The 23,957-nt window shown below is 61.2% G+C and carries 19 protein-coding genes; 5 read left to right on the forward strand and 14 right to left on the reverse strand.

The window, feature by feature from the left end; genetic code table 11:
• Positions 1 to 507: 507 nt before the first annotated feature.
• On the reverse strand, positions 508 to 3,639 hold the full coding sequence (locus QN357_RS01710) for a hypothetical protein (protein WP_322188734.1): 3,132 nt from the start codon (positions 3,637 to 3,639) through the stop codon (positions 508 to 510).
• A 2,168-nt stretch (positions 3,640 to 5,807) separates the two neighbouring features.
• Here QN357_RS01710 and QN357_RS01715 point away from each other — a divergent pair.
• Both QN357_RS01715 and QN357_RS01720 read left to right on the forward strand, forming a co-directional pair.
• A complete protein-coding gene (locus tag QN357_RS01715) occupies positions 5,808 to 6,149 on the forward strand; it encodes a helix-turn-helix transcriptional regulator (protein WP_322188732.1) in 342 nt (113 codons plus the stop codon).
• Positions 6,150 to 6,171: 22 nt separating this feature from the next.
• Positions 6,172 to 7,527 (forward strand): type II toxin-antitoxin system HipA family toxin, encoded by a 1,356-nt coding sequence (locus QN357_RS01720; RefSeq protein WP_416347602.1) that lies wholly within the window; start codon positions 6,172 to 6,174, stop codon positions 7,525 to 7,527.
• Between the two features lie 400 nt (positions 7,528 to 7,927).
• On the opposite strand, the gene QN357_RS01725 is transcribed toward QN357_RS01720, so the two are convergent.
• Complete coding sequence (locus QN357_RS01725; RefSeq protein WP_322188728.1) at positions 7,928 to 8,317, reverse strand: hypothetical protein; 390 nt, start codon at positions 8,315 to 8,317, stop codon at positions 7,928 to 7,930.
• A gap of 127 nt (positions 8,318 to 8,444) precedes the next feature.
• Here QN357_RS01725 and QN357_RS01730 point away from each other — a divergent pair, with 127 nt between their 5' ends.
• Positions 8,445 to 8,666 carry a hypothetical protein gene (locus QN357_RS01730; protein ID WP_322188726.1) on the forward strand — a complete coding sequence of 74 codons (222 nt, stop codon included), beginning with the start codon at positions 8,445 to 8,447 and terminating at the stop codon, positions 8,664 to 8,666.
• A gap of 83 nt (positions 8,667 to 8,749) precedes the next feature.
• Here the strand turns inward: QN357_RS01730 and QN357_RS01735 are convergent, their stop codons facing one another.
• Positions 8,750 to 9,196 carry a hypothetical protein gene (locus tag QN357_RS01735; protein WP_322188724.1) on the reverse strand — a complete coding sequence of 149 codons (447 nt, stop codon included), beginning with the start codon at positions 9,194 to 9,196 and terminating at the stop codon, positions 8,750 to 8,752.
• A 114-nt stretch (positions 9,197 to 9,310) separates the two neighbouring features.
• Positions 9,311 to 9,937, reverse strand: a complete 627-nt coding sequence (locus QN357_RS01740; protein ID WP_322188722.1) for a hypothetical protein — start codon at positions 9,935 to 9,937, stop codon at positions 9,311 to 9,313.
• A gap of 806 nt (positions 9,938 to 10,743) precedes the next feature.
• Here QN357_RS01740 and QN357_RS01745 point away from each other — a divergent pair.
• Positions 10,744 to 11,502: a site-specific integrase gene (locus QN357_RS01745; protein WP_323504362.1), complete on the forward strand. Its 759-nt coding sequence runs from the start codon at positions 10,744 to 10,746 to the stop codon at positions 11,500 to 11,502.
• Between the two features lie 99 nt (positions 11,503 to 11,601).
• On the opposite strand, the gene iscB is transcribed toward QN357_RS01745, so the two are convergent.
• From iscB to QN357_RS01765, 4 genes are all read right to left on the reverse strand, one after another.
• Positions 11,602 to 13,209 carry an RNA-guided endonuclease IscB gene (gene iscB, locus QN357_RS01750; RefSeq protein WP_323504353.1) on the reverse strand — a complete coding sequence of 536 codons (1,608 nt, stop codon included), beginning with the start codon at positions 13,207 to 13,209 and terminating at the stop codon, positions 11,602 to 11,604.
• A gap of 443 nt (positions 13,210 to 13,652) precedes the next feature.
• Positions 13,653 to 13,967: a hypothetical protein gene (locus tag QN357_RS01755; RefSeq protein WP_322188716.1), complete on the reverse strand. Its 315-nt coding sequence runs from the start codon at positions 13,965 to 13,967 to the stop codon at positions 13,653 to 13,655.
• Between the two features lie 219 nt (positions 13,968 to 14,186).
• A complete protein-coding gene (locus QN357_RS01760; RefSeq protein WP_322188714.1) occupies positions 14,187 to 14,573 on the reverse strand; it encodes a hypothetical protein in 387 nt (128 codons plus the stop codon).
• Positions 14,570 to 14,887 carry a hypothetical protein gene (locus QN357_RS01765; RefSeq protein WP_322188712.1) on the reverse strand — a complete coding sequence of 106 codons (318 nt, stop codon included), beginning with the start codon at positions 14,885 to 14,887 and terminating at the stop codon, positions 14,570 to 14,572. The genes QN357_RS01760 and QN357_RS01765 overlap by 4 nt, the downstream gene beginning before the upstream one ends.
• Positions 14,888 to 15,169: 282 nt before the next feature.
• Here QN357_RS01765 and QN357_RS01770 point away from each other — a divergent pair, with 282 nt between their 5' ends.
• Positions 15,170 to 15,805, forward strand: a complete 636-nt coding sequence (locus tag QN357_RS01770; RefSeq protein WP_322188710.1) for a helicase associated domain-containing protein — start codon at positions 15,170 to 15,172, stop codon at positions 15,803 to 15,805.
• A gap of 278 nt (positions 15,806 to 16,083) precedes the next feature.
• Here the strand turns inward: QN357_RS01770 and QN357_RS01775 are convergent, their stop codons facing one another.
• The 6 genes from QN357_RS01775 to QN357_RS01800 form a co-directional block, all read right to left on the reverse strand.
• Positions 16,084 to 17,307, reverse strand: a complete 1,224-nt coding sequence (locus QN357_RS01775) for an ROK family protein (protein ID WP_322188708.1) — start codon at positions 17,305 to 17,307, stop codon at positions 16,084 to 16,086.
• 83 nt (positions 17,308 to 17,390) lie between these two features.
• Positions 17,391 to 18,830, reverse strand: coding sequence for a glycoside hydrolase family 5 protein (locus QN357_RS01780; RefSeq protein ID WP_322188706.1), 1,440 nt, complete (start codon positions 18,828 to 18,830; stop codon positions 17,391 to 17,393).
• 6 nt (positions 18,831 to 18,836) lie between these two features.
• Positions 18,837 to 19,727, reverse strand: coding sequence for a carbohydrate ABC transporter permease (locus QN357_RS01785; protein ID WP_322188704.1), 891 nt, complete (start codon positions 19,725 to 19,727; stop codon positions 18,837 to 18,839).
• Between the two features lie 13 nt (positions 19,728 to 19,740).
• A complete protein-coding gene (locus QN357_RS01790; RefSeq protein WP_322188702.1) occupies positions 19,741 to 20,619 on the reverse strand; it encodes a sugar ABC transporter permease in 879 nt (292 codons plus the stop codon).
• Between the two features lie 71 nt (positions 20,620 to 20,690).
• Positions 20,691 to 21,956 carry an extracellular solute-binding protein gene (locus tag QN357_RS01795; protein WP_322188700.1) on the reverse strand — a complete coding sequence of 422 codons (1,266 nt, stop codon included), beginning with the start codon at positions 21,954 to 21,956 and terminating at the stop codon, positions 20,691 to 20,693.
• 30 nt (positions 21,957 to 21,986) lie between these two features.
• Positions 21,987 to 23,354 (reverse strand): GH1 family beta-glucosidase, encoded by a 1,368-nt coding sequence (locus tag QN357_RS01800; RefSeq protein ID WP_323504354.1) that lies wholly within the window; start codon positions 23,352 to 23,354, stop codon positions 21,987 to 21,989.
• Positions 23,355 to 23,957: the final 603 nt, after the last annotated feature.

Consider the following 23,957-nt stretch of genomic DNA (forward strand, 5'->3'; position numbering starts at 1 on the left):
ATCAATTGGCCGGAAACGGTGCTGAAGTGGCCGGTTAATTAGCGATCAAATGGCCGGGTTCGAGTTGACAAAACACAGACTGGTTCGCTGGTCGGGATTGCGCTTCTCAACGGCCCATTGGGTGGCGGGTGACGTAGCGGTCCCGTTGTTTCGACAGTGACCGTGCAGTAGCGGATTGCACGGTCCGCAGGAGTGTGCATGAGCGTTGTGGGCCACGCGGGCAGAGCGTGCTTCAGTATACGACACTCAGCTGCGGAAGTGTCGTGTTTCGCCCACGAGGTCCACAACGGGCGCAGTCAGCCAGGACTACAGGCCCGTTTCATGCTCTGTTGAGGTCAATTGAGTCGGCGGTCAAAGGGTTCGTACGCGCAGCGTCTTCCACTTATTGTCCTGACGCCGCTCAGCAAGGAGCCGTCTCGCGTCCGACGGCGTTGCGAGCCGCTTAGCTCTACGCTCATACGCGCGGTCGAGGAGGCGCAGTGACCGAGTCGGGGTTTGTCCATGTCCCTATTCGGACTCCCCACCGTCGGCTGACATGCGCTCACCCAGGATTAGGTCGATGTGAATCGGGACGCTTCGATTGGAATGTCCAGCGACGCTGAAGACTTTCCCGACCCGATTGCCATCGCGGCCCTTAGCTAGATAGTGCGGGTGGATGAGTTTTTCGTTCCAGAGGCTTCCGAAGGAGGTCGTCGGCGATGTTCCGGCCGGAAGCGCGATGGGATAGGTGCGCTGTGCCTGGTCGAACGCGTTGACGGGGTGGAGCATGACGACGTCCATCTCTCCTGTTGCCCCGGCTGCTGTCAGGTAGCCGATTGCCGTGCCCAGGGGGCGCAGCCTGTCCTGAGTGTCGACCTGCCATCCGAGGGCCCGGTTCGCCGCGTACTGGGTGTTGGCTAGCGGAGGCAAGGCGGGATCGTTTGCGTTCAGAATGTGAGCCTTTCCTGCGGCGAGCAGGTTTCGCACAGCCCCAAGGATTGCAAGGCCTGGCGTTGATTCACTCTGGCTCCTATACGACAAGGACACCACAGCTGCCACGCGGGCAGGGAGGCTGCCCGTCGTAGCTGGGTTCATGAGGGCAAGCATTTCCGAATCGTGAACCATCTGCGCGAGGACTTGCAGGGGTGCGAGTCCGAGCATCAAGTCGACAGCCATGTTTACGTGTCGACCGTCGGACTTTCCAGTGACCTTCACACCGCCGATGACCTCCTTCGCCAGGGTGCGATACTGACCCATGATTGACAAATCTTCAGATCCTTGGCTGTGGCGGACGCCGTCCTCGGGAGAACCCTCAATGTTCGACATCATTTTGGGCCATCCGTTCAGAGTGGCGAGGTGCTGGAAGGCTTGCACAGCAGCGGCCATAAGTCGTCCGGGGGCACGGTTGTTGTCACGGAAGTCGTCCATCTCGTCGCGCGCTTCATCACTGCGGAGCGAATTCCTGTCGAGGTTGAGAACGACGGTTCGGTCGCGGACTGAGTTGATGGTGTGCTCGTTTTCAGCCGTAACGAGCAGGAGGGCATGAGGAACAAATACCTCCCGTGCCTTCAGGTCAACGCCCGAACGCCGCTTGGAGGATTTGTTGTGAATTGACCGGACGATGTCGCCGATTTTGGCCTGCTCCAGGTCGTTCGTCCGCTTGTCGGGGGACGGCGCGAGGTCGTCCATTACCCAAATGTTTGCTTGGGCGATGGCCTGCTCAACTCCTGTGGCTGTATCTTTCATCGACCCGGGTAATTTCTTGTTCGTCCAAGTGGCCCTCTGCTGATGAAAAGAGAGAATCTGGGCGACCGACCAGCTCTTACCCTGACCCGGAGGGCCTTGAACCCAGATGGCCGTCGTGCACGAGATTGGGACGGAGGGACGCAGGCCTGCTGCCATGACGACCGCCGCGATGTTGACGTCCGTCCACGGTGCGTTCTCGACGTAGTGTTCACGGAGTGCGGTCAGGTCTGTTCGGACCTGTTCGACCCACTCGTGCGACATTACAACGGGTTCAGATTTGGGAAGTCCGAAATTCGATGCCCCGGGCAGCACGATGTCGGTGACCCCGGCGATGGTCATCGCCTTGTCCTCGTCATTTGGGGAAATGATGGTGCGCCCAGAGATGAACGAGCACACGCTGGAACCCTCAACTGGAACCCACCCCATCCTCGACCATGACACGTTCTGCTGGGTCGGGACCTCGACGTTGTCCTTGATGGCCGACAACCACTTCATCCCGTCGCGACCGGGAGGCCATTCAGGGTGCAGAAGGAGGTTGTTCGGAAGGTTCGCCTTCATTTTGTCCCACTGCTCCGGCGGGTACATCAGAAGTGTGGCGGGACCGGTGACGATTGCGTGTTCGGTGATTCCGTCCTCCTTCAGCCACTGCAAATCGAAGCGACACGTAGACGTTGTGGGAATATCTTCCTCCTCAAGGCCCGCACCAAAGCGACCTGTCTTGACCTCTAGGGATGACGGTGCCCGGTGTGTTTCGACGGAGGCAACGTGACCGCCAATGTTCATCTGCACTTTCCACTCCAGCGGGCCCGGTTTGCCATCCATGTCCGGCGGCCCGGGGAGGAGGGCCTGGACAGAGTTGTTGTCCTCGGCAACCCTCCAGGTTCCGGTGTCGGCGTGACCCCGCTGACGACGCGGCGAGTCAGGGAGGGCGGCCTGCAGGCGTTCCAAAATGTTGTTCCACGTTCCGTGTTTGGCAAGGAAGTCGTCGAGCCCGACCTTGTCCCCCGCTGCTGGGATGTCGTCAACGCTGGCAATGAAGGACCCTGTCCTCGGACCATCTGCCATGAGTTGCACGAGTTCTTCGTCCACACTGAGACTGAGGTCCACGAGCTTGACGCGGGCCCCCCGCCCGAATGCGAACCGCCACAAGTTGTTGGCCTGGTTCCAGACGTTCCAGTTTGTCGCGACATCGCCATCGAACGCGAGCAGAAGCTCCCGGTTCGCCAGCGACAAGCTAACCCAGAGGTCATTGCCTTTCCAATTGCCAACACCGATGAGCGACAAAATGGTGACTCGGTTCTCGACCGGAACGCGCAGCATCAGTTCGTTGAGCCTTTGGCAGGCAGCGATGCGGGTCAGTCCACCGCTGAGCAGTTCGTCGTCGCCGACACCGTTGGCTCGGAGGAGGGCCGTCAAAGCCGAATCGCCCTTAATGACACCTTCGGTCATCAGCACTCGAGGTGAGTCAGTGAACCACTCAGCCGGCGTGGCTGGGTTCATGTCGATTACGGATTCGCTTCCGGCCATGTTCTCGTACTTGGCGAACTTCCCGGAAGCGTTCGGTCGTGCGACTCCGGGCCTCAACTGCATGGTCGTGAAGATTGGCGTCTGATCGTTTGTTCTGGCCAATGCGACCTGATCCGCCTGGTACCACATCAGGACGAGAGCGTCGGTGTACTGGGTAATGCGGTGGAGCTGCGCATACCTCTTGGTATTGGACGAACCAAAGCCGTGTGTCTTGGCGAAGGCCGGCACGTGCGAGCTCTCGATTGTTTCATAGCCACGCGCAGCAGCGACGAGTGGCGCAACGCCCGAGGAGGCAAGCTTGTGGGCGCCGGTGAACGTGACAAGTGGCGCGTAGTCGTCAGGGGTCCAGGGTGTCATCGGATGGTTGGGTGCGGTTGAGGTGGTCATACAGTCTCTATGCGCAGGTTTCGAAACCGGCTGGAATCGTCGGCGGGCACCGCGCCATACGGGGAGTCTTTTGCGAGAAACCAGAGGTCACCGGTGTCCGAACTGCAGGGGAGTGATCCTTCGCACGCGATGCGCATTGGGAGGATAAGAGGCTGACTGATTACCCCAATTACCCCAATTACCCCAATTACCGGTTCCGGGTAATGGCATCCGACCAGCGAATGACTGGGATTCATGCCCTTAGATAGATTGAGTTACCCAGTTACCCAGATAATTTCATACAGGCGAATTCCCACCAGCCATATCTGGGCGCTCGATGTTGACAAACATCTATCTAGGTCTAGCGTCGACGGGGTAACCGGGTAATGATCAATTTTTATCGCATATGATCAGGTATTTGGCTGTTACCTGGCCTGGGTAATTCGCGGGTGCATGGGTACTCATGCATGGGACCTAACTGTCGGTCACACTCTCAAATGCCTTGTGACGACGCGTCGAAACCGCGATCACTGGGCGGTGCTGCGTCTGCGGGCGGCCCACCGCAGTTTCTGAGTAGATCATTTGGCCAACCCGAAGCCATGCCGGCTTCCTCTGCTGCGCCGACTCCCGTCCAGACTGCAGGAACGCATAGCCTCGGTTGTCACGTCTCGGCTGCCTGCCAATGCCGTCGACGCCGCGCAGGTTCACTATGACCATGTCTCCCGCAGCCGCCTCGAGCACGTTGGGACCTAAATGCTGGTCCCTGAACACAGGTTCACCGCGATCACTGCAGTTCGTCAACCGGGTCGACGTTCTTCTGAATCCCACTTCAACTGCCAGGATAGAAACGCACGCGGGAACGCATGAAACTACTCCCAAACGTCAAACTCACCGCGACCTGATTGAGTGTCGCATCTTGAAAATGATTGACTCAACTACGAGCGAGCGCCCAATTCCGCATCGTCCACGATCGCGTTGATCCGGTCGAAGATCTCGAAAGTATTGGTTCCCTCGATCCCCAAGCGCGAATACAGACTGGATCGTTCCAGACTTAGCCTCGCGCTTCTGCCTCGTGCTTCAGCGTCGGCCCACATGGCGACGCCCCAGCCGGCGTGTCCGTCCGTATTCGGTCTGGATGCAGGCCTACCCTCTCCCGTGACGAGATCCTGGATCAAGTTAGTGACCGCGTCCGGCGATGATTGCGTCTTTACGGTGAACCGTCCGCGCGATGCTCGTGGGTGGGAAGCTTCAAAGGTGGTGGGAGGGATCATGCAGTTATATGTGTGCGGCGTCAATTCGGAGTTCTCCGACTCGCGCCAGACGCCGACCTGCCAGAGTTCGGCAAGTCGGCAAGTCGGCAAGTCGGCAAGTCGGCTCGCAATCGGATTGGGACTCTGCTCCCTCCTTCAGGCAATTCCGATTCGGCGGTGCAAGTGCGCGACACCTTGTGACTACTTGGTGACGGGGGAGTGCCACCAAGCAATCACACGCCCGATCAGTTGCTCGTAGCGGCATGCTCCGTAACAACGACCCGCTCAGCAGCCTCCTCCGACAGCCCCCATAACGCCACCCGCAAATTCGAACACCCAGAACTCCTCCTCGACCGTCGTCATCCCATCCAGCAGCCGCCCATCGTCGACGAACACCCGCCGGTGCGCGGCGATCGACCGCAGGTTGTCTTCGGCGACGGAGCTGCAGGCACGGACGCCGACGGGGCACACCGCAGCGCCGGCGCCGCGTACAGCTCACCGAACAGCCCGCATCCCCGCCATGCCGGCCGGAGGTAGACGGAGGCCTGGACGTCGTACCCGGCCCGGGGTGTGGGGGCGAACGCGAAGATCCCAGCCACCTGGTCGTAGACCCTCATGAGCCACGAGCTCGTTGGCGCCCGCAGCAGGCTCACCGCCACCAGTTCAGCGCCGTCGCCAGCACCGGCCACCGGCACGTCGAGGATCCCGACGACCTGGCTGGCAGCTGCGACCTGGTTTGCGGTGAGGTTGGCGAGGAGGGTGAGGGTCGACGGTCACGACTGGAGACATGTAGCGATCCACGATTGCGCCCTTTCCTCTCTGGCGTTGGCTGCACTGTCGCGAGCGATCATGGAATACGTGTCCGCAACACAGCGTTTGACAAGGCGACACGTTAGTAGCAGGCTAAAAGTGCTCTAGCCTCACAGTAAGGAGACTCGGATGACTCGCCGCACCATCGCCCTTGTGGACCAGGCCGCCGATGCGGCGCGCATCCTCGGCACTCAGGTTCGCATCGCCCGGCAGAAGCAGGGTTGGACTGCAGTTCAGCTTGGGGATAGATCCGGTGTCTCCGAGCGCACGGTTCTCCAAGTTGAGAGCGGAAGCCCGAGCGTGTCGTTGGGCAACGCCCTGAACGTCGCCGCCGTCGTCGGGGTTCCCCTCTTTGACATCACTGACCCGAGAACCTTGTCTCGGGTCAGGGTTTCGATGGAGCAGGCGCTGACGCTCATCCCTTCGAACGTACGTAACCGAAAGGAACCCGGTGTCTCCACGGACTTCTGACCCGGCACACGTCTTCCTGTGGGTGTTCCTTCCTGGCGCTACTGAACCTGTCGTCGCCGGGGTCGTCGCGCCGGCCCGGACCAGTGCCGGCCTCACGTTCCAGTACGGCGATTCTTACCTCGCTCGACCGGACGCCATCGCGCTTGGGCCTCACCTCGCCCTGGGCACAGATGTCCACTCAGCTCATCCTGTGTGGGGCATGCCGTTGACGATCCGTGATGCCATGCCGGACTCGTGGGGGCAGAAGGTCATCCAACACACGCTTGGCGTGGACTCTGAAACCAGAGTTCCAGACATCCGAATGATGCTCGCTTCCGGGTCAGACCGAGTTGGAGCGCTCGACTTCCAGGCTGAGTCCCACACGTATGTCCCTCGAATCGGCCAGGCGAGCTTGGAGATCCTGGCAGACGGTGCCGCGCGTGTTCAGGATGACGAGGATCTCACGGGGGAGCTCCGTCAGGCTGTGCGCAATAGCATGGCGACGCCGGGCGGTGCTCAGCCGAAGGCGTTTGTTCACGCTGGCGGACGACAGTGGCTTGCCAAGTTCACCGTCCGCACTGACACTGAACCGCTGATCAAGGCGGAAGCAGCTGCGATCATCCTCGCCGGAGAAGTAGGCATCACCGTGCCGCGGCACCAGCTGATCACAATGGGCGCACACGGTGACATTCTGTTGACCGAACGGTTTGATCGAACGTCGGATGGTGGGAGGCGTCAGGTCGTTTCCGGGTACACGGTCGCGGAATCAACCGACAGAGTCGGCTCGTACCCTGAACTGGTTGATCGGATGCGTCAACGCGCCGCCGAACCCACACTGGTCGGTCCGGAGATTTTCCGACGACTAGCTTTCCTGATGGTAGTTCGCGCCGACGACGACCACCTCCGCAACACATCCGCTTTCTGGGACGGCCACGCGCTTTCGTTCACCCCCGCCTACGACCTCTCCCCGTTCATGGGCGCTGGGACGTCAATGACGCAAACGAGGATCGGGACTGACGGCGACCGGCGATTCAACCTCGGAGCCCTCTTAACTCACCGGGCGTCGTACGGGCTGTCCGAGCCGGAAGCAAGCGAGATCATGAACAGTGTGATCTCGGCGGTTGACGATGGCCGGCACGACGCCGCCGAGCAGGCACGGATGACGAGCACCGAACGCCGCCTGTTCTTCGGAGCACTACTTCGACCAGAAATCATGGAAGGGCTACCTCAGACGATCGTGATCGGGCGGGCGGCGGGGTCTGACCCGGGGGAAGCGGTGGTGAGGCACCAGATTGCACCTCAGCCCAGTTATACCGGTCGGTGCGGAAAGCCGCGGGGAGGTGGCAAGGGGCCTTGCCGACGGCGGGTTGGATTGGACGGCTGCCCGTACCACGGCTGAGGGAGCCAGGAGGGTGCCGGCGCCACCTGCACGATCGCCGCCACCAGCTCACAACCGTCGCGCGCAGCGGCAACCTCAACAGCCAGGGCACCGGCCGACCACCCTCTTCGACCCGCATGCCAGCGAGGTTGGCGAAGAGGGTGAGGGTACTGAGATGGTGCTCTTGTGGGCGGTGGCACGCATTCGTTCCACATACTCGGAACTCTCGGTCATGCTGCGCGAGAGCGATCCTGTGACCGCCGAGTGGTGCGACGGCCAAATCGAGCTACTCAATACGGAGATTGTGACAGCGTTACCGTGAATGGCAGGAACGGCGTTACTGAGACTCAGGCCCGGCCACCGATCGCCCCCAACCTGGGGGTCCAACGCTTTCGTGGCGAACCCACCGCGCGACCTACGCTCAGATCATGCGACTGACCACCACCCGAACTGCCGTCACCATCCTCATGGTCACCGCATCCCTCCTCCTCACCGCTTGTTCGACGAGCTCGTCACCGCCGGCAGCACCGGCAACGGCGTCGGACGCGGCCGTCCCTGACGCTTCGAGCCTTCTGAAAGCTGATGGCGCCGGTTCTGACCAGCTGGCAGCGTATAGGACGGTCCTAGCGAAGCTCGGCACGTCCTGCGAGGAGGGTTCCACTGTCAGCTTCTCGGTGGACTCAACGGCGAAAGCTGTGAGCGTGAGCCGTTTGCAGCTGATGCAGACGGTTGCTGCGGCGGTCGGCTCATCGACCGGCGTCGACTGCACGAGCGCTGTGCTCGCTGCGGCTTCGGGAGCCCCGATCGTCACGAGCTCCGATGCGGGAACCGCTGTCAGCTACCTGTTGGGTGACGTGGCAACGACGCAGCTGCCGGCACCTGACTGTTCACTTGCCGTCGGAATGTGGACTGCTAGCGGCGGCCCAGTTGTCGTCACGATGTCCGATGTCCGCGGGCCGGCGACGGTGCATGTGACGGTGACGGAGAAGTCCGGGGCGGTCGTGGTGCAGGACGGCCAGATTCTCGGCGGGCAGAACGCGCACGATTTCACGTTCACTGATGTGGAGCCGAGCACGGTGGCGAAGGTCCTGATTACGGTGCCGTCCAACGACGATAGTCAGGGCGGTTCGTGCGTGGCGACCGGTAGCCCGACGGCGTAGAGCAGGGCTACACGCGCTGACTGGTCATCGACCGCGGCAACCCGGCAGCCGCCATCTTCTTTCCCGACCGTGAATCGAACGCATTACCGCTGCGATTCCAGTTCAGTTGCGTACTTCGTGGTTTCACCCTCAGTCCATACGGCGATGACGTACGTCAGGAAGGGCTTCACCTTGTCCCATTGCATAAAGTAAGAGGGCAGTCCCGAAGCGGTCTCGGAGCGATGATCGTCCCTGGGCTGCGTCCAGCCATTCGCTGCCAGTGCGTGCGAGTAGAAGGCGATGACCTCGCTTTGTGTGTGCGTTGTCGTCCCGGATATACCGGTCCTGGCCACGTCGCCTCCATCGAGACCGAATTGAACCCGTCCCGGGATGTCGTTGGTCCGGACATCGGTGCTGCCCGGGTACGTCAACGCGGCTTCGGGTTGTTTGGCCAGGCTGTCGATGGACTGTCCAGGCACGCAGCCGGTCAGCAGCAGGATGCAGATGCTGGCGGTGGCGGCCGCGCTCAGGAACCGTGATGCTCTGCGCACTGTTCTCCTTCTCTCTGGCTAAACGTCGTATGCATCGCAGCGGTGGGCGGCGCCGAGTCACGTTACTGCCCTGCCTCGACGACGACGACGATGATCTCGTAGCCGCGGATCGCATCACTCCATCAGCAGGAATTCAAACCCTCTGCTTGCAGCCCAGGCCTGGACCGCGGCAACCATCGCGCTCTTGTCTTGAGTGAACATGATCCCGGTGAAGTGCACGCTGGATGCTAGCGCTATCCAGCCGTCAAGCTCCGGTCCGCCTGGCGTCGGACTGGCACTCGTTACGCCCGTGACGACAACGATTCCTTTGCCAGTGACGGCCGCCTGGGCGTCGAGCGCATCTAGGATCGCCTGACGCTTGCCAGTGCCATCGTTACCCGGGGAGGAGTCCGCGAGGCTCGTGGTCGCAGGGCTGATGGCAGCCCGCACCTCGGCCACAACAGCGGCAGGCAACGGCTGCTTCGGGTCGATCGACACGACAGTGCCGTCAGCGAGCGTGTAGTCCTTCGGCGCGTTCTGCGCCAGGATCTGCTTCTCGAACTCGGAGAGCTTGCCGTCGCCGTTGGTGTCGCCGGCGAGTGCGGTGGGTATCGGGGTTGCTGTGTCGCTGAGAGCAGCCGGCGTGCCACTGGTGGGGATGAGCCCGCCCAGGTCACCACCGGAGAGGCTGCACCCGGAGAGAAGCGCCGTGACGAGGAGCGCTGAGCTCCCGATGAGAATGGTGCGTCGTGCTGCGGTCATGGTGCGTCCCCCGTGTGATTTGTGGTGCCCGTTCACCGTATCGGCTGGCGGGATGCTGCTTCGTCGCCCGACACATGCGCGGGGCGCCGCGGCGCCGCGAACTCACCCGCATCCCAGTGTTCCCGGGCCACAGAGCCCTCTGACCCCCATTTAGGCCGTCAGCCCCTTCTCACTTGGACCCGATGATTTTTGTAGGTGATTCTGCCAGGAATCATTACTATCCGGCGGCCCCACCTGCTTTGGACGGATCCGAGGCTTGAGTCGGTAAATCGAGAAACTGGCGGCTCCGAAGGTGACATCGATTGAGAATTCGCCAAGGCTCGCGGATGTGCCGCATGTCTAGAAGATGTCGCGGAGAAGGACTTGGCGGCGCAGCAAAAGATCCGGAGGCCCCCTTGCGTGGTTCCAGCCCCACAGATGCGGGAAAGACGCCCGCTGCTGGCGATAAGGTCGTCCGGCATCGAGAACGCACCGCCGCGGCAGTCACGATGGCAACACCGATCCCGCCGGCGGTAAGCATGGATCGCATTCGCGCATTCCAGCGCGAGGCCCTCGCACCGAATACGCGACGAGGGCTACGTTCGAATTGGCACGCATTCGAAAGTTGGTGCCGTGTCCAAGACCTCGCGTCGCTCCCGGCTACACCGCTGGTCGTCGCCGCCTACCTTTGCTACGCCGCAGATCTCACGGATGGTGCAGGGGATTGGGTCTACGCCGCTGGAACGCTTAGCCACTGGCTCTATTCGATCAACACTGCACATCACCTTGCTGGGTTCGCAAAACCAGGCGATGACCGCGATGTAGAAATGACCATCGCGGGTATTCGACGCGAAAGGGCTCGACCTATCGATCGAAGGGCGCCACTGTTACTCAATGAGCTGCGCCGGACCCTGGTCGGGATCGACCGCAAATCTTGGCCGCAAGGGGTCATCGGGCAGAGAGATTCCGCCCTGTTGCTCATTGGGTTCGGTGGAGCCTTTCGACGTTCGGAGCTGGCGTCTCTCGAGCTTCGTGACCTCAGGATCCATCCGGAGGACGGCCTCTACATAGGGTTACGCCGATCCAAAACGGATCAGCGAGGAAATGGAATCTCAAAAGCGATTCCATTCGGTACAAGCACTCTCACATGTGCCGCGTGTGCATATATCCGATGGCTACGCATGCTCGCGGCAGCTGAGCGCGGTCTGACGGACCGGAAAAACGAATTGAATGTGGTTTCGCTGGAGGGGCATATCTGCCGGGATGAGCTACCAACCATTGCTATCGCCGTGAACCAGCCATTCTTCCGGCCGGTGATGAAGAACGGCGCCATCAAGGAACGACACATCACGGGGAATGTGGTCTATGACGTCGTCAAACGGCGGGTGGGGGTCGCTGGGTATGACCCTCGGCTGTATGGAGCGCATTCCTTGCGAGCCGGGTTCGTGACCGAGGCCTTTCGTGCTGGCGCCACGCACCATGAAATTATGCGACAAACTGGCCATCGTGACCCTGCGACCGCTGAAATCTACTCGCGGGAGGCGTCACCTCTCGAGAACAACGCGGTGACTCGACTCGGACTGTGACCTGCAGGGCGAGCCGAGTCGCACGTTCGGGACGAAGCGATTTGGTCGGGAGCGGACGGTCTCTCTTCCGAAGTTAGGTGTCAGACGCGCTGCCTGAAGTCATGCTGGCGGCGGTGGTTCGCCAAGGTAGCCGTGCTCCCAACCGTTGTTTCGAGCCAACAAGATGAAATGAGTGTGACGGATACCGTGAAGCGTGCGGAATCCTGTTCTGAGGTTGAACGAACCGCTCGTGCGTATGGCTACTCGGCCCACATGAACCCCGGCGTTCTTGCCGGCGGGCACGACCGCCCGGACATGATCGCCGGTGGTGAAGCCAAAATGGCGCTTCGTGCGGGGAAAGGCCGTGTACGGCTTGCGGGGAAAGCCAAAGCGATCTGGTTTCGTTCGTTGATATTGGCCTCGTCCGGTGGCGGAGGCCAGGTAGATTTTCGCCGGATAGTTCATGATTGAGTCGACGAGGCCGACGGAGAGGGCGTCGATGCAGTGGCTCTTTGGTAGCCCTGATCTTGCCCTGTTGTATTTCGTGCGGGCACTCGAGTGCGTTGTGACTGGCAAGTGGGTGGCCCTGAGCGCGTCGATGAGAGCCTTCATCGTCGAATTGACGGCCGCTGCATCAGAAAGCGAACGGCGCGTGCTCGACAGGATTCGAGCCAATCGGCTGGCGTCGCTCACGAACTCATCTACCGCCATCGCTCCTTTGGCTTGGTTGCACGCAACGCACGCAAGGGTCAGATTCGAGACACGGTTCGTGCCCCCTCGCGCCCGCGGCTGAATATGATCGATGGTCAAGAAGGCATCCGCCGCGTCACAATAGGCGCACTGTCGACCACGCGTTTCCAAGAGGAACTCGCGGACTTCGTACTCAAATAACTCGCCGCGTTGATATTCGACGCCCTGAACATGGGGCTCCAATATCGCCCGCGCATCAAACTTGTTGTACTCCAGATAGATTTTTTTCACCGGAAACCAGGTTCGGAGTTTAGCGAGCATGGCCATTGTCGCGTTGATCCGGTGAGCGAGGGAAGGTGGCAGCCATCCTCTGGCTCGTCGTCGGTTCAAGAAACGCGGACTGCGATAGCGAGTGTTACGCGACCGTCGCGCTCGTCTTCGCCCTGCGCGTGATCCGAGCTTCGAATGAATCAAATATCCACGAAAGTTAACTTGAACTGCAAAGACGCCTTTCCTGCGGACGACCGTCTCGCCCGAAGAATCGTCTGAGTAGTCCACGAATACGGCCATCCCGGCGTATCTCGAGCCGGGATCAATGCCAACGACCACTCCAGGCACGACGGTCCCAGAGTCATTCGCTTTTCGATCTTTGAGTCGGATGACGAAGGGTGTTCCACAAGCAACCACAGCCCGGCCCGTGTCAAGGAGCTGCTTGACCCGGGCCGGGTGGGCTGGCATCAACGGCTTCCCGTCTCTGCCTAGGACCGCCACGTAGGCGATCGTAGGAACGGCCTTACGACCGATGTTTTCCCCGGCGCCCTGAGGCGCACGGGGAATGGCGCCGCGGGGGCCAGACGAAGTCCCCGCAGTCTCCCCTCGGCGATGTCCCGCGTCAGTCTTTCGGGCCGAATTACTTTGGCCGTCTGCTGTCTTGTGTTTCGCCCCCTCCCGAGGGGGTTCGTTTCCAGACGCTTCCAGAGGGCAAGGCTGAGGAAGCACCCTGCCGTGGGTTTCATTGCTTGCGCGGAACGTAGACACTTGACCTCGTCTCGATATTGCGGTGTCCTGGCCTGGTCAGTCCATTTTCAAATGGTCAGCGCTGTTGCGAGCTCGCTGCAACACCCGAATCGGGCGACCGACGTGAGTTACGTGTGCGCGTCGATGGGGCGTTGACGCGTCGACTCGGAGCTACCAATGGATGATCCCTTGGCGGGCCTCGGCACTTTACGGTCTGCACCGTCTTGGTGGTAACGGGGCCGCACGACGGGTGAGTGAATCTGCGCCCAGACGCGACAAGGATGGCGATGCCAGTTGCGATGGCGGATGGATGCCGGACGGCAAAGCGAGGAACGTATTTCTCACGAATTGCGGCCCGCTCGTCTGGCACGGGCGGTTCCGTTCGACCGCATTCTCGACTCAGGCAGTCGGGACCCCAACTCGAGCCAATCCTAGAGACGACGGAGGGGAATACGCCGCTTCTTCTAGTCGGGCGTGACATCGCTTGCTCCTGGAAGGTCCTCGCGGCAGATGGCTTCGATCCGTGCCACGAGCGACGTATTAGCCCAGTAGTAGTCGATGTCGTCGGACCACCCGTCGGTAAGCATGGTCCACCGGCCTCGTTCGCCGACCCGGAGGGCATCGATCGTGCGTAGAGGGCGGGTCCGGTCGTTGATGGTGGGACCCGCGTTTGCGCCGCGGACACGCGTCACGGTCCCGAAGTCCAGGTCGAAGTAGTGGTTGCTGTCTCGCGTCACGACCCGCCAGGTTCCGCCCTCCTTGCCGGTCAGTTCGTTCACGAATACAGGTTCATTGTCTGGAGCGCTCATGGTTGGTCCTTTCGTTGGGCCGTGCAGGTTGTGAACTCGATGTGGCTTTGCTGCAGGGCGGTGCCGGGTCATCGGTATCGATTTCCGGGCTGGTGATGAGATTGAGCATCAGGATCCCCCGCTGGATGATCGTGGGGCTGGGGCCAAGTAGAGGTCGGCCTAAGAAGGGTGGTGGGGCCGCTGTGGGCCTCAGTCACGGTCATGGTTCTGACGAGGAGGCGGGACAGTACGGCGGTTGATGTACCCGCCGATGAATCGGACAGTCTCAATGTCGGCCGCACTGAGTTCCCGGGCCTGCGTCATCCGTTCAATGGCGACAAGTGGCGAGCTGATGTAGTTGCCGGCAGTCTGGCTCGGGGAGACGAACGTGGCGCACCTCCCAATTTCGAGCGAACCGATATCTGTGAAACGCAGCCACTGCTCGTCCGCATAGAGGCGCCGCGCGAGGACGCCAGGTGCCCTGTTGTAGGCGCGCAGTTCCCAATCCACCAAGATCACTGAGTCGCGCTCAGTGGTCAGGCGGGTGATGCCTGGCCAGGCCTGTTCCGCAGCTTCGGGGGCTTGTCCAGCGGTCATGTCGCGGTCCCTTCGTTTGGGCCAGCAGGATCTAGTTGAGTGATCGCCATCACCGTCGTTGTTCGGCGCGAGGTCGCTACGACTCCGGCGACGCGGAGGTTGATGATGAGGTGCATCGGCTGTCCGATCGAGCACTCCACGACACGCAGCAGTGCCACCTCGGCGCCGTCTCGGCGCAGCTCGTGTTCGTTGGCGCGATCGTCGACCGTTGGTAGGCGGCGCATGACCGCACGGTCCAGGTCCAGCCAGTACGTTGATCCCGACGCGGTCTCGATCGCGAATCGGCCGCCGCTCTGCCCCGTCAAAGTGCTCACCGCACGCATCCGACTGCCCGTCTTCCACGACCCGTTGACCACAACGGCCGCCACTGGTCATACACGTCGGCGTTCAGGACGCGCGTCCGTTTCTCTACTGAGTCAGGCATTTCCATTCCTCCGATCCCTCTCGGCGGTCGGTGCGATCGCCGGTGCAGGGACGGTATCCCGGTCTGAAACGACCGCGGATCCGTGCCGGAATACACCTTCCGACCCGCCGACGAGAACCTGCCGCGCATGCCCTATCCGACCCACACACCCGTGCGGGCCGGAAAGGCACCCATGTCCGAACCAACCCCACTCGAGCTCCTCCACGCCGACTACGCCCAACTCGAACTCCGCAACAGGGCGACCCTCACCGCCGACCAGGTGCGATCCCTGATCTTCTACAACGCCGAACGCACCGCAGCGGGCGCCGCTGCGGCTACCAACCCCGGTCGAGATGTCATCGCCTGGACCCGAAACACGGAAGCGCTCAGCAACTTCGTCGCACGCGAATCCCGCATGCCCCGCGAAAACCGTCGTCTCTCTGCCGGCGCGGTCAGTGCCGAAGAAATGACCCTGGTGAACCGGGTCAGAAACCAGCGCAGGGCGTTCAAAGCCGACCGCCTCTGCACCTATCAGAAGTGCCGACTCGAGTGCATTCCGGGGTTTAGCTTCAACCCCCTCGAAGACGCCTGGCACGCGATCTACAACGCATATATCCAGTTCACACGGACCCATCGGGAGGCCCCGAAGCTACGATCCGCTCCCGCCGAAAGCGCGCTCGCGGGGTGGGCGGCGAAGAATCGGATGGCTTACCACCGAGGGAAGCTCTCCCAACGTCGAACCGCGTTGCTGAACGAGGTCGAATTCTGGAGTTGGGGAGCGTCGAAGACGCGCACGGTCACCGAGGCCCGCGACCTTGACCACCGGTAAGGACTGAGACCAATCGAGGGCCCAGTCCGGTCTGTCGCTCCGACGCGCAACACGGCTCCCCAGCTGTTGCAGTGTTGATCAGCGAGCACCAACCCCAGAACGGGATTAACGACGGGCGCAAGCTCCCCAACTGCTTCAGCACGCTGCCTAGAGTCAGCTAGACGAACGATCGAGAAGAAACCAAATGTTCGCCCGACACATTCAGGGACGTTCGTTCGTGCGGGTTCATGTCACACTGTTGCGCGGAGGTCCGTCGCTGACTGCCTGATGGTTCGCGACTATACGTTGGGGGACTGGATGAGAGCTTCGATGGGCATCAACGCCGACCCGAGCGCAACCGTGTCTCCGCCAAAACTGGAGGTGTGAAGTGTGAATTGGCTCCCGGGACGCGCCAGGGCGTTTGTTCGGATCGACTGCTCGATTCGTGGCCGCAGGCCTTCCATTAATCGGTTCCCGACCCAACCTCCGACAACCACACGCTCCGGGTTGGTCAGGTTGACCATGCTCCCGACCGCTGCGCCAAGGGTGTCGACGATGCTCGTGACGATCAGGCCGGCTGCTCGATCCCCTTTTTCTGCAGCGTCGAGAAGGTCGCCTAGAGCACGCCAGCCGGTGCCCTCGAATTGGCCTCCGGCGGCTTCCCATTCGGCAAGGATTGCGTCTGCGCCAAGGTACGCTTCCACGCATCCCCTGCTGCCGCAACGGCACAGTCGGCCGTTGACTTGTACCTTGGTGTGCCCCCACTCGCCTGCGCTTCCTGCTGCCCCATGGGTTAGTGCCCCGTCGGTGATGATTCCCAGTCCGACACCGCGACCGAGGAGAGCAACTAAGGCGTGATTGACGCCGCGGGCCGCGCCGAACCAGAGTTCTGCTTTGGTTTGTGCTTTGGCGCCGTTGTCGGCGAACACTGGGAGGTCACCGCGGATGAGCTCCGAAATGGGTATTGCAGGCCAGCCGAGGCTTTGGGCGTAGAGCACTTGAACGCCGTCTGCTTCGGTCTCTACCAGGCCGGGCAGTCCGAGTCCGATCCCAAGCAGGCGGTCCCATCGGTGGGGATTTCGGAGATGGAGGGCGAATACGGCCTGATTCAGGTCATCGACGATGCTGGCGGCGGTTTCGGGCTCTGCTCCGCCGCTGAATTCACGGTCGACGCGGTTCATCCGGAAGTCAAAGAGTTCGACGGCGACTCCACGTTCGCCGACGTCGACGCCGAGCGTGTAGGCACTGTCCGCGCGAGGGGCCAAGAGGGAGATCGGCCGCCCGCCGTGGGAGGACACCAACCCGGTTTCCTCGACGAGTCCCTCTCCGGTCAGTTCAGTGACCATGTTGGTTGCGGATGCCATCGAGAGGCCGCAGTCGCTGGCTAGTGCCGCTCGAGTGGTTTCGCCAGCGAGGATGATCTGCTTGAGTACGGCTCCCTTGTTGCGCTGCCGGAGCGACGTCACTGTTGATGCACCCGCCGAGGAGCGGGCAGGTCGGCGGGTGTTTGGGTCGACGCTCATGGTGGTCCGACGATACCAATGATGGAGCTGGTCTGGGTCTTCGGCTCGCCTCGCGAAGCCCGTTGCGGTGTTCACCTCTGCACCTACTCGGCTTCGAGGTCGAGGCTGATAAGCCGGGCAGGTGTGTTCACACGCACGGCCAGGTGGTCCTGTTCCCAGGTCACGGCGAATGAGGATGGGTCGTCGGCGTTGATCGTCCACGTCGAGGGTGGCGCTTCCAATGGGAACCTCATGACTGCCCCCGGGCGAAGCTCAATGTGTGGCACTTCCGCATCCTTGTATGGTTCGCCGGCGGTGTGGTGCCACAGACCATCGATCTCAGCTGTCGGTGAAAACCGGGTGGGTGCTGCCGCATCGGCCTCAATATATCCCCAGGCTGGAATACGAAGTGGTTGACGGCCAAATAACGCGTTCACAACGTCGGGGCGAACGGAGCAGTTGAGGAGAGCAATGCGGTGTAGCAGCTCATTGAGAACGTGCTGGGCAGCTTCGGGGTCGAGAGTTACCTCCGGGTCCGCGATCAAATTCCAGTCGGCGGGTGGGCTCACTGATATCGGGGACGTGTCGGTGTCGAGTTTCTTCCATGGCCAGAAGTTCCAGCCGATATTGTGCTGCTCATACAGGCGGGTCGCCGAATAGATCCATTCCGGGGTGTTCTCGCCTCCCTCGCCCATGTAGATCGGCAACCCGAGCCGGTCACGGGCTTCCAAATATTCGGCAATGCTGGACCGTTCGGGCGGGCACCAATAACGATGGAATTGAAGGGCAGAGTTCGGGTCGATGACCTCCGTAAATATGGACCAATTTGTTGCCCAGTGCGAGCCCTCGTAGACGATGAGGTGATAAGGGTCGATCTCACGGATCGCAGCTGTGAGCTCCCGGTAGAAATCGACGAGCTCGTCAGCGTAAATGTGTTGCCATTCGTTCGGCAGGGGTTCATTAAGCAGGTCGTAGCCGAGGACACTCGTCCGGTCGCGGTATCGGCGGGCGAGTTTTCGCCATAATTTCACTGTTTGCCTGCGATAGCGGTCATCCATGAACAGTTCGGGCTTCAGGTTAGGGGAATCGTCGATATTCGTTCCAGTTTGTCCGCCCGGTGCTCCGTGCAGATCGAGCAAAATCCACAGGTTGTGCCGCTCGCACCACTGGATTGCCCGGTCGATGAGAATGAATCCGGTTTCGATCCAGTTGCCGCTGTCGTCCATGAGGCCGCGCGAGTTGATCGGCAGCCGGACATGGTCAAAGCCGAGTTCGGCGATGCGTTGGATGTCCGCTTCGGTGATGAACGCGTCGCGGTAGCGGGCCCAGAACTCGAGTGCCCGTTCCGCGCCGAGGAGGTCGGTAATACGTGCCTCGATCTGCCGCGGTGAGCTCATCTCATCGCCGAACTTCCACATGTAGCCTTCGGCGAGCAGCCAGTTCCCAAGGCCGATACCGTGAAGCAGGAGCGGGGCACCGGTGCCGTCGACCAACTCCGCCTTGTGAGCGTGAACGTATCCGTTGAAGCGGGTGGGGTTTGTCATGTTGTCCTATTTCAGTCCGGAAAGGGAGAATCCTTGAACGACGTAGCGTTGGAAGACTACGAAGATGATGAGGATCGGGACCACCATCAGCGTCGCGGCTGCCATTTGCAGGGAGGGATTCGTCGCGATCTGCTGATTCAGAAGCGCGATACCAACGGAGAGGGTGTAAAGGTGTTCGTCGTTGGCGATGATCAAGGGCCAGAGGAAGCTGTTCCAGCTGGCGATGAACGTCAGAATGACTTGGACCGCCAAGATCGGTTTCGACAGTGGTAGCACGATTTGTAGGAAGACCCTGAACTCTCCGGCTCCGTCAATGCGTGCCGCTTCCATCATTTCCGAGGGAATGGTCGTCATGAACTGCCGGAAGAGGAAGACACTGAATCCACTAACCAGGGTGGGGAGGGCAATCCCGACGATGGTGTTGGTGAGTTTCATACCGTTCAAGATGAGGTACGTGGGAATCATCGTCACCTGAACTGGGATCATCATGGTCACTAGGACAAGGAAGAAGAGCGCGTCGCGCCCGCGGAATGTAAATTTCGCGAAGCCGTAACCGGCCATGGCCATGAGCAGGAGCCCGATCATGCTGATCAGGACAAGCCCGATGGTATTGAGCAGGTACCGGCCGAAGTCGAGGTCCTGGAAGAGTTGGACGAAGAACTCGAAGGTGGGTTTCTGCGGCAGGATCCTTGGCGGGTACGCCACGCTTTCGCTGCGGGGTTTCAGTGACGAGGTCAACATCCAGATGAATGGGAACGCGGTGGCCAGCGCACCAAGCCCCAGCACGATGCCGACGATGATGGTCAGCCGATTGGCGTGACTGCGCGACTTGCGCTTGGCCGGTCGCGGGTTGCACGCCGCCTGCTCATGCTGGACGGGCGATGTTGCTTTGGTCATGGGGGGTTGGAGCTTAGTATTCGACATCGGTTTTCCTTGCACGCAGTTGGGCGAGGGTGATCACTGCGATGATCAGAAACAGGATTACGGAGCCTGCGCTCGCATAGCCGAATTGGCTTCCGCTGAATCCTTTCTGGAAAAGGAACAGGGATATGGAAGTGGTGGCGCCGATCGGGCCGCCCTTGGTCAACACGAATGGTTCGTCGAAGAATTGGAGCCACGCGATGACCGTTGTGATCATGACGAAGAAGATCGCGAACCGCAGCAACGGGATGACAATCGAGACGGTCTTGCGGATTTCCGAGGCACCGTCTAACGACGCCGCTTCCAAATATTCGCGAGGCACGCCCTGGAGGGCAGCTAGGAAGATGATGATGTTCAAACCGGTCCCCCGCCAGATGGCAACGAACGCGACGGAGAACTTCGCCAGAAGCGGATCGCTGAGCCACTGCACCGGCGGTACCCCCACGAGGGACAGCAGGTAGTTGAATAGGCCGAACTGGGTGTTGTAGAGGTACCCCCAAACCAATGCGATGGCGACGATCGCGGTGATGGCGGGTAGGAAGTATAAGGAGCGCAGCGCGCGGTAGAAGCGGCTGTTGCTGCGGTTGAGCAGCAGGGCGACGATCAGCGAGGAGATAATGACAGACGGCACGCCGATCAGGGCGAAGAAGGCAGTATTCCCGAGTGACTGCCAGAAGGCCGGGTCGGCGAAAAGTTGAGTGTAGTTGTTGAGGCCGATGAACTTGATCACCGACCAATCACCCAACCCGGCGAGGTTCATGTCAGTGAAACTGACGAAGCCCGCAATCAGGATGGGCAGCACGCCGAAAGCAAGCAGGAGGAGTGTCGCAGGGGCGATGAGAACGTAGGGCGTAGCGCGAATCTTCATGGTTTGTCCCGATCCTTGTGGGGCCTTGGGGCGGAGCGCAAGCAGGCTCCGCCCCAAGACCCGATGGTGGGTTACTTGACCGACTGGCCCGCGGTGGACGCGTAGAGCGTGTTCAATGTGCTGTCCCGATCGGCGTGGTTGAGAACGATGGAGTTCAGGCTATCGAGCAGAGCCTTTCCGGTGACGCCGTCCCAGTTCGACACCAGCGGCAGCAGCTTGGAGTCGGCCAACTGCTTGGCGTAGACGTTGAACAACGGGTCTGACACCAGTGAGTCATCAGTCAAAGCGGTCTTGACCGTGGGAAGGTCGCCGTCTGCCTTGTACCAGGAGACCTGCGTCGCGGTGTCGGAGAGGTAGTTCAGCAGTTGCAGGGCGCCGTCCTTGTTCGCGGTCTTGGCGAAGACGCCGAGGTTAGACCCGGCGAGCAGCGACGTACCTGCTTTCGCCGATGGCAGCGGAACCGCCGACCATTTGCCGGCCAGCTCGGGGGCTGCGGCGGTGATCGCAGAGGCGAGGTAGGGACCGCTGACGACCATCGGCGTGGCGCCGGACGTGAATCCCTGCACCTGGTCGAAGTCACTGTTGGTGGGTACGCTGCCGTCCGCATACAGGCCTGCGTAAACGTCGACGGCCTTGTGGAACGCGGGCGTGTTGAAATCGATGTTGCCCGTCTTATCCACCACGTCACCGCCCTGGTCCCACGTCATTTCCACCGGCAAAGCGCTATCCCACTGCGGAATGTAGTAGCCGTAATTGCCGGCGCCGCGGGCGGTGAGAGTCTTAGCGTCGCCCCGGAGTTCGTCCCACGTGGTAGGCGGCTTTGAGATGCCGCTGGCTGAGAGAATGTCGGAGCGGTAGAACAGCACTCTGGTGTCACTGACCCACGGGATGCTGACAACTTTGCCAGCGACAGCGGTGGCCTCTCCGGATGCGCCGGCCACGAACTTGTCGGCTGCGAGGTTCGGATAGTTGGCAATCGTTGCCTGGTCCAGGGTGAGCAACCCGCCGGTGTCGGCGAAGGAACGGATCTTTGACACGCCGATCTGCACGACGTCCGGGCCGTTACCTGAGGCGACGGCGGTGGTGAGCTTCTGATCGATGCTGTCCCAGGGGATGGCGACAGCGTCGACCTTGATTCCCGTGCTCTTGGTGAACGGTTCGACGAGGGTTTCGAACTTCTTCGAGCTGTCTCCCATCACCCAGACGGTGAGAGGTTTGTCGGAGGGAACACCGGAGGCGCTGCCGGACGCGCCGCTGGAGCAGGCAGAGAGGGCAAGGACGCTGGCAGCGACGCCGGCGGCGAGGGGAAGGATCCATTTGGTGCGGGATCTCGACATTGAGGTGTTCCTTTCGATGGGGTTGGGATGTTAGGCAGAAACAGGATTTTGGACGCTGAGTGCCCGGTGGGCACCGATCAAAGCGGTGTACCACCGCGCGCTAAGTTTGGGGATCCTCACTTGGGTTCGGTAGTCGACGTAGACCAGGCCGAAGCGTTTGCTATAGCCCTCGCCCCACTCGAAGTTGTCCAGGAACGACCACACGAAGTAGCCCTTGAGGTTGACGCCCGCGGCGATCGCTTGGCCGGCAGCGTCAATGTAGCCGCGGAGATAGGCGACTCGATCCGTGTCGATGACGTCTCCGTTCGGATCGACGTAGTCGTGGTAGCTGGCGCCGCTTTCGGTGACATACAGGGGTACGGAAGTGAACTCGCGGGCAACTCGTTGGAGAACGGCCGTCATGGATTCGGGGATGACTGACCAACCAAATGACGTCGTCGCCGGCTGTGCCGCCACTTCCCTGACAGAAAAAGGAGTCGACGCGTCATCGTGAGCGATCACGCGCTGGTAGTGATTAATCCCGGCGAAGTCCAGCGGGGCGTGAATGATGGCCAGGTCCTCTGGTTCGATGGCATCGCGGAGACCATATGCGTCGAGGGCAGCGTGAACGCCAGCTGAGTACCTGCCGTGAAATACCGGCTCAAGGAAGACGAGATTGCTAACAGCGTCTAACCGAGCGGCGGCAGCCTGATCTCCGGCTAGGGAGGAGGCGGGGACGATGTCCGTAACGATATTCGTGACGCCGATGCGGGCACTGGGGTCAATGGCCCGGATAGCCGCTGTAGCTAGCCCATGCGCAAGGTTGAGGTGATGGGCCGCACGAACTGCAACGTTCAGGTCTTGTCGACCGGGCGCGTGCGCCCCGGAACCATATCCGAGGAACGCGGAGCACCACGGTTCGTTCAAAGTGATCCACGTCGACGCCAAGTCGCCCAGGGCTGACACGGTCTGAGCAGCGAAGTCCGCAAAGCGGAACGCGGTCTCTCGATCACCCCAGCCGCCCAGGTCCTCTAGCTCCTGCGGTAGGTCCCAGTGATACAGCGTCACATATGGCGCAATGTCACGCTCCCGCATTCCCGCCAATATTGCGCGGTAGAAGGCAACACCCTCCGGGTTCAGGTCGCCGCTACCGCCTGGCTGGAGACGAGACCAGGACACGGAGAGGCGATAGTTCGACACGCCAAGTTCCTTGAGCAGATCGAGGTCCGCGGGCCACCGATGATAGTGGTCGCAAGCAACATCCCCAGTATCGGCGTTTTTCGTGCGGCCTGGTGTGTGCGCAAACGTGTCCCAAATGCTCGGCCCGCGCCCACCCTCGGACGCGGCCCCCTCGATCTGGTACGCCGCCGTCGCGAGTCCCCAAACGAAATTCGTCGGGAATCTGTCCAGACGGATCATTTCATCGCCCAGGTGACCCGGGTGCGATCCGAACGACGGTTCTGCGGGCAGAGCGGCCATTGCACCGATGTGAGTACTCGTCGTTGAACTAATGATGACTCCTTAGATTTATTCCATTACTTAATATAAGCCATGGAGAATCCGTTTACAACCTGGAGTTGAATGTTCCGCCCTGGGTGATGAGCTCCACTCACCGTCGTCCCGCTCCGGAGAGCGCGAGCGCGAGCACTGCGAAATTGTTGCTCTGTCTTTCAGGCCCGGCCGGTGAACACACCCATGTTGGCTCGGCGTTCTCGGTTTGGCTCTGGCCGTCGTCGCGGATTGTTCCCCGGTCGGCCTCCTGGGGCTGCGCGGGTCAGGCGTTGGAGCAGATCCGCGCCTCCGGCCGGGCGCGCTCGATCGGCATTTCCAACTTCCTCGTCCCGCGCCTGCAACGTCTGCTCGGTGAGACGGACGTCGTGCCGGCCGTCAACTAGATCGAACTTCACCCCGCCCACCAACAGCCGGAGGTCACCGCTTTCGCGCGCGACCACGGGATCGAGATCGAGGAGTGGGGGCCCCTCGGCCAGGGTAAGTACCCGCTCTTCGCGGGTCGTCATTTGC

The organism is Cryobacterium sp. RTC2.1, assembly GCF_035018685.1.
Classification (GTDB): Bacteria; Actinomycetota; Actinomycetes; order Actinomycetales; family Microbacteriaceae; genus Cryobacterium; species Cryobacterium glucosi.

What these genes read in the sequence shown, in the direction of transcription:
- QN357_RS01790 (WP_322188702.1), bottom strand. Translation starts at nt 20,619, where the DNA reads ATGAAGATTCGCGCTACGCCCTACGTTCTCATCGCCCCTGCGACACTC.
- QN357_RS01710 (WP_322188734.1), bottom strand. Translation starts at nt 3,639, where the DNA reads ATGACCACCTCAACCGCACCCAACCATCCGATGACACCCTGGACCCCT.
- QN357_RS01715 (WP_322188732.1), top strand. Translation starts at nt 5,808, where the DNA reads ATGACTCGCCGCACCATCGCCCTTGTGGACCAGGCCGCCGATGCGGCG.
- QN357_RS01745 (WP_323504362.1), top strand. Translation starts at nt 10,744, where the DNA reads ATGACCATCGCGGGTATTCGACGCGAAAGGGCTCGACCTATCGATCGA.
- QN357_RS01770 (WP_322188710.1), top strand. Translation starts at nt 15,170, where the DNA reads ATGTCCGAACCAACCCCACTCGAGCTCCTCCACGCCGACTACGCCCAA.
- QN357_RS01800 (WP_323504354.1), bottom strand. Translation starts at nt 23,354, where the DNA reads ATGATCCGTCTGGACAGATTCCCGACGAATTTCGTTTGGGGACTCGCG.
- QN357_RS01780 (WP_322188706.1), bottom strand. Translation starts at nt 18,830, where the DNA reads ATGACAAACCCCACCCGCTTCAACGGATACGTTCACGCTCACAAGGCG.
- QN357_RS01785 (WP_322188704.1), bottom strand. Translation starts at nt 19,727, where the DNA reads ATGACCAAAGCAACATCGCCCGTCCAGCATGAGCAGGCGGCGTGCAAC.
- QN357_RS01760 (WP_322188714.1), bottom strand. Translation starts at nt 14,573, where the DNA reads ATGACCGCTGGACAAGCCCCCGAAGCTGCGGAACAGGCCTGGCCAGGC.
- QN357_RS01730 (WP_322188726.1), top strand. Translation starts at nt 8,445, where the DNA reads ATGTCCGATGTCCGCGGGCCGGCGACGGTGCATGTGACGGTGACGGAG.
- QN357_RS01775 (WP_322188708.1), bottom strand. Translation starts at nt 17,307, where the DNA reads ATGAGCGTCGACCCAAACACCCGCCGACCTGCCCGCTCCTCGGCGGGT.
- QN357_RS01740 (WP_322188722.1), bottom strand. Translation starts at nt 9,937, where the DNA reads ATGACCGCAGCACGACGCACCATTCTCATCGGGAGCTCAGCGCTCCTC.
- QN357_RS01795 (WP_322188700.1), bottom strand. Translation starts at nt 21,956, where the DNA reads ATGTCGAGATCCCGCACCAAATGGATCCTTCCCCTCGCCGCCGGCGTC.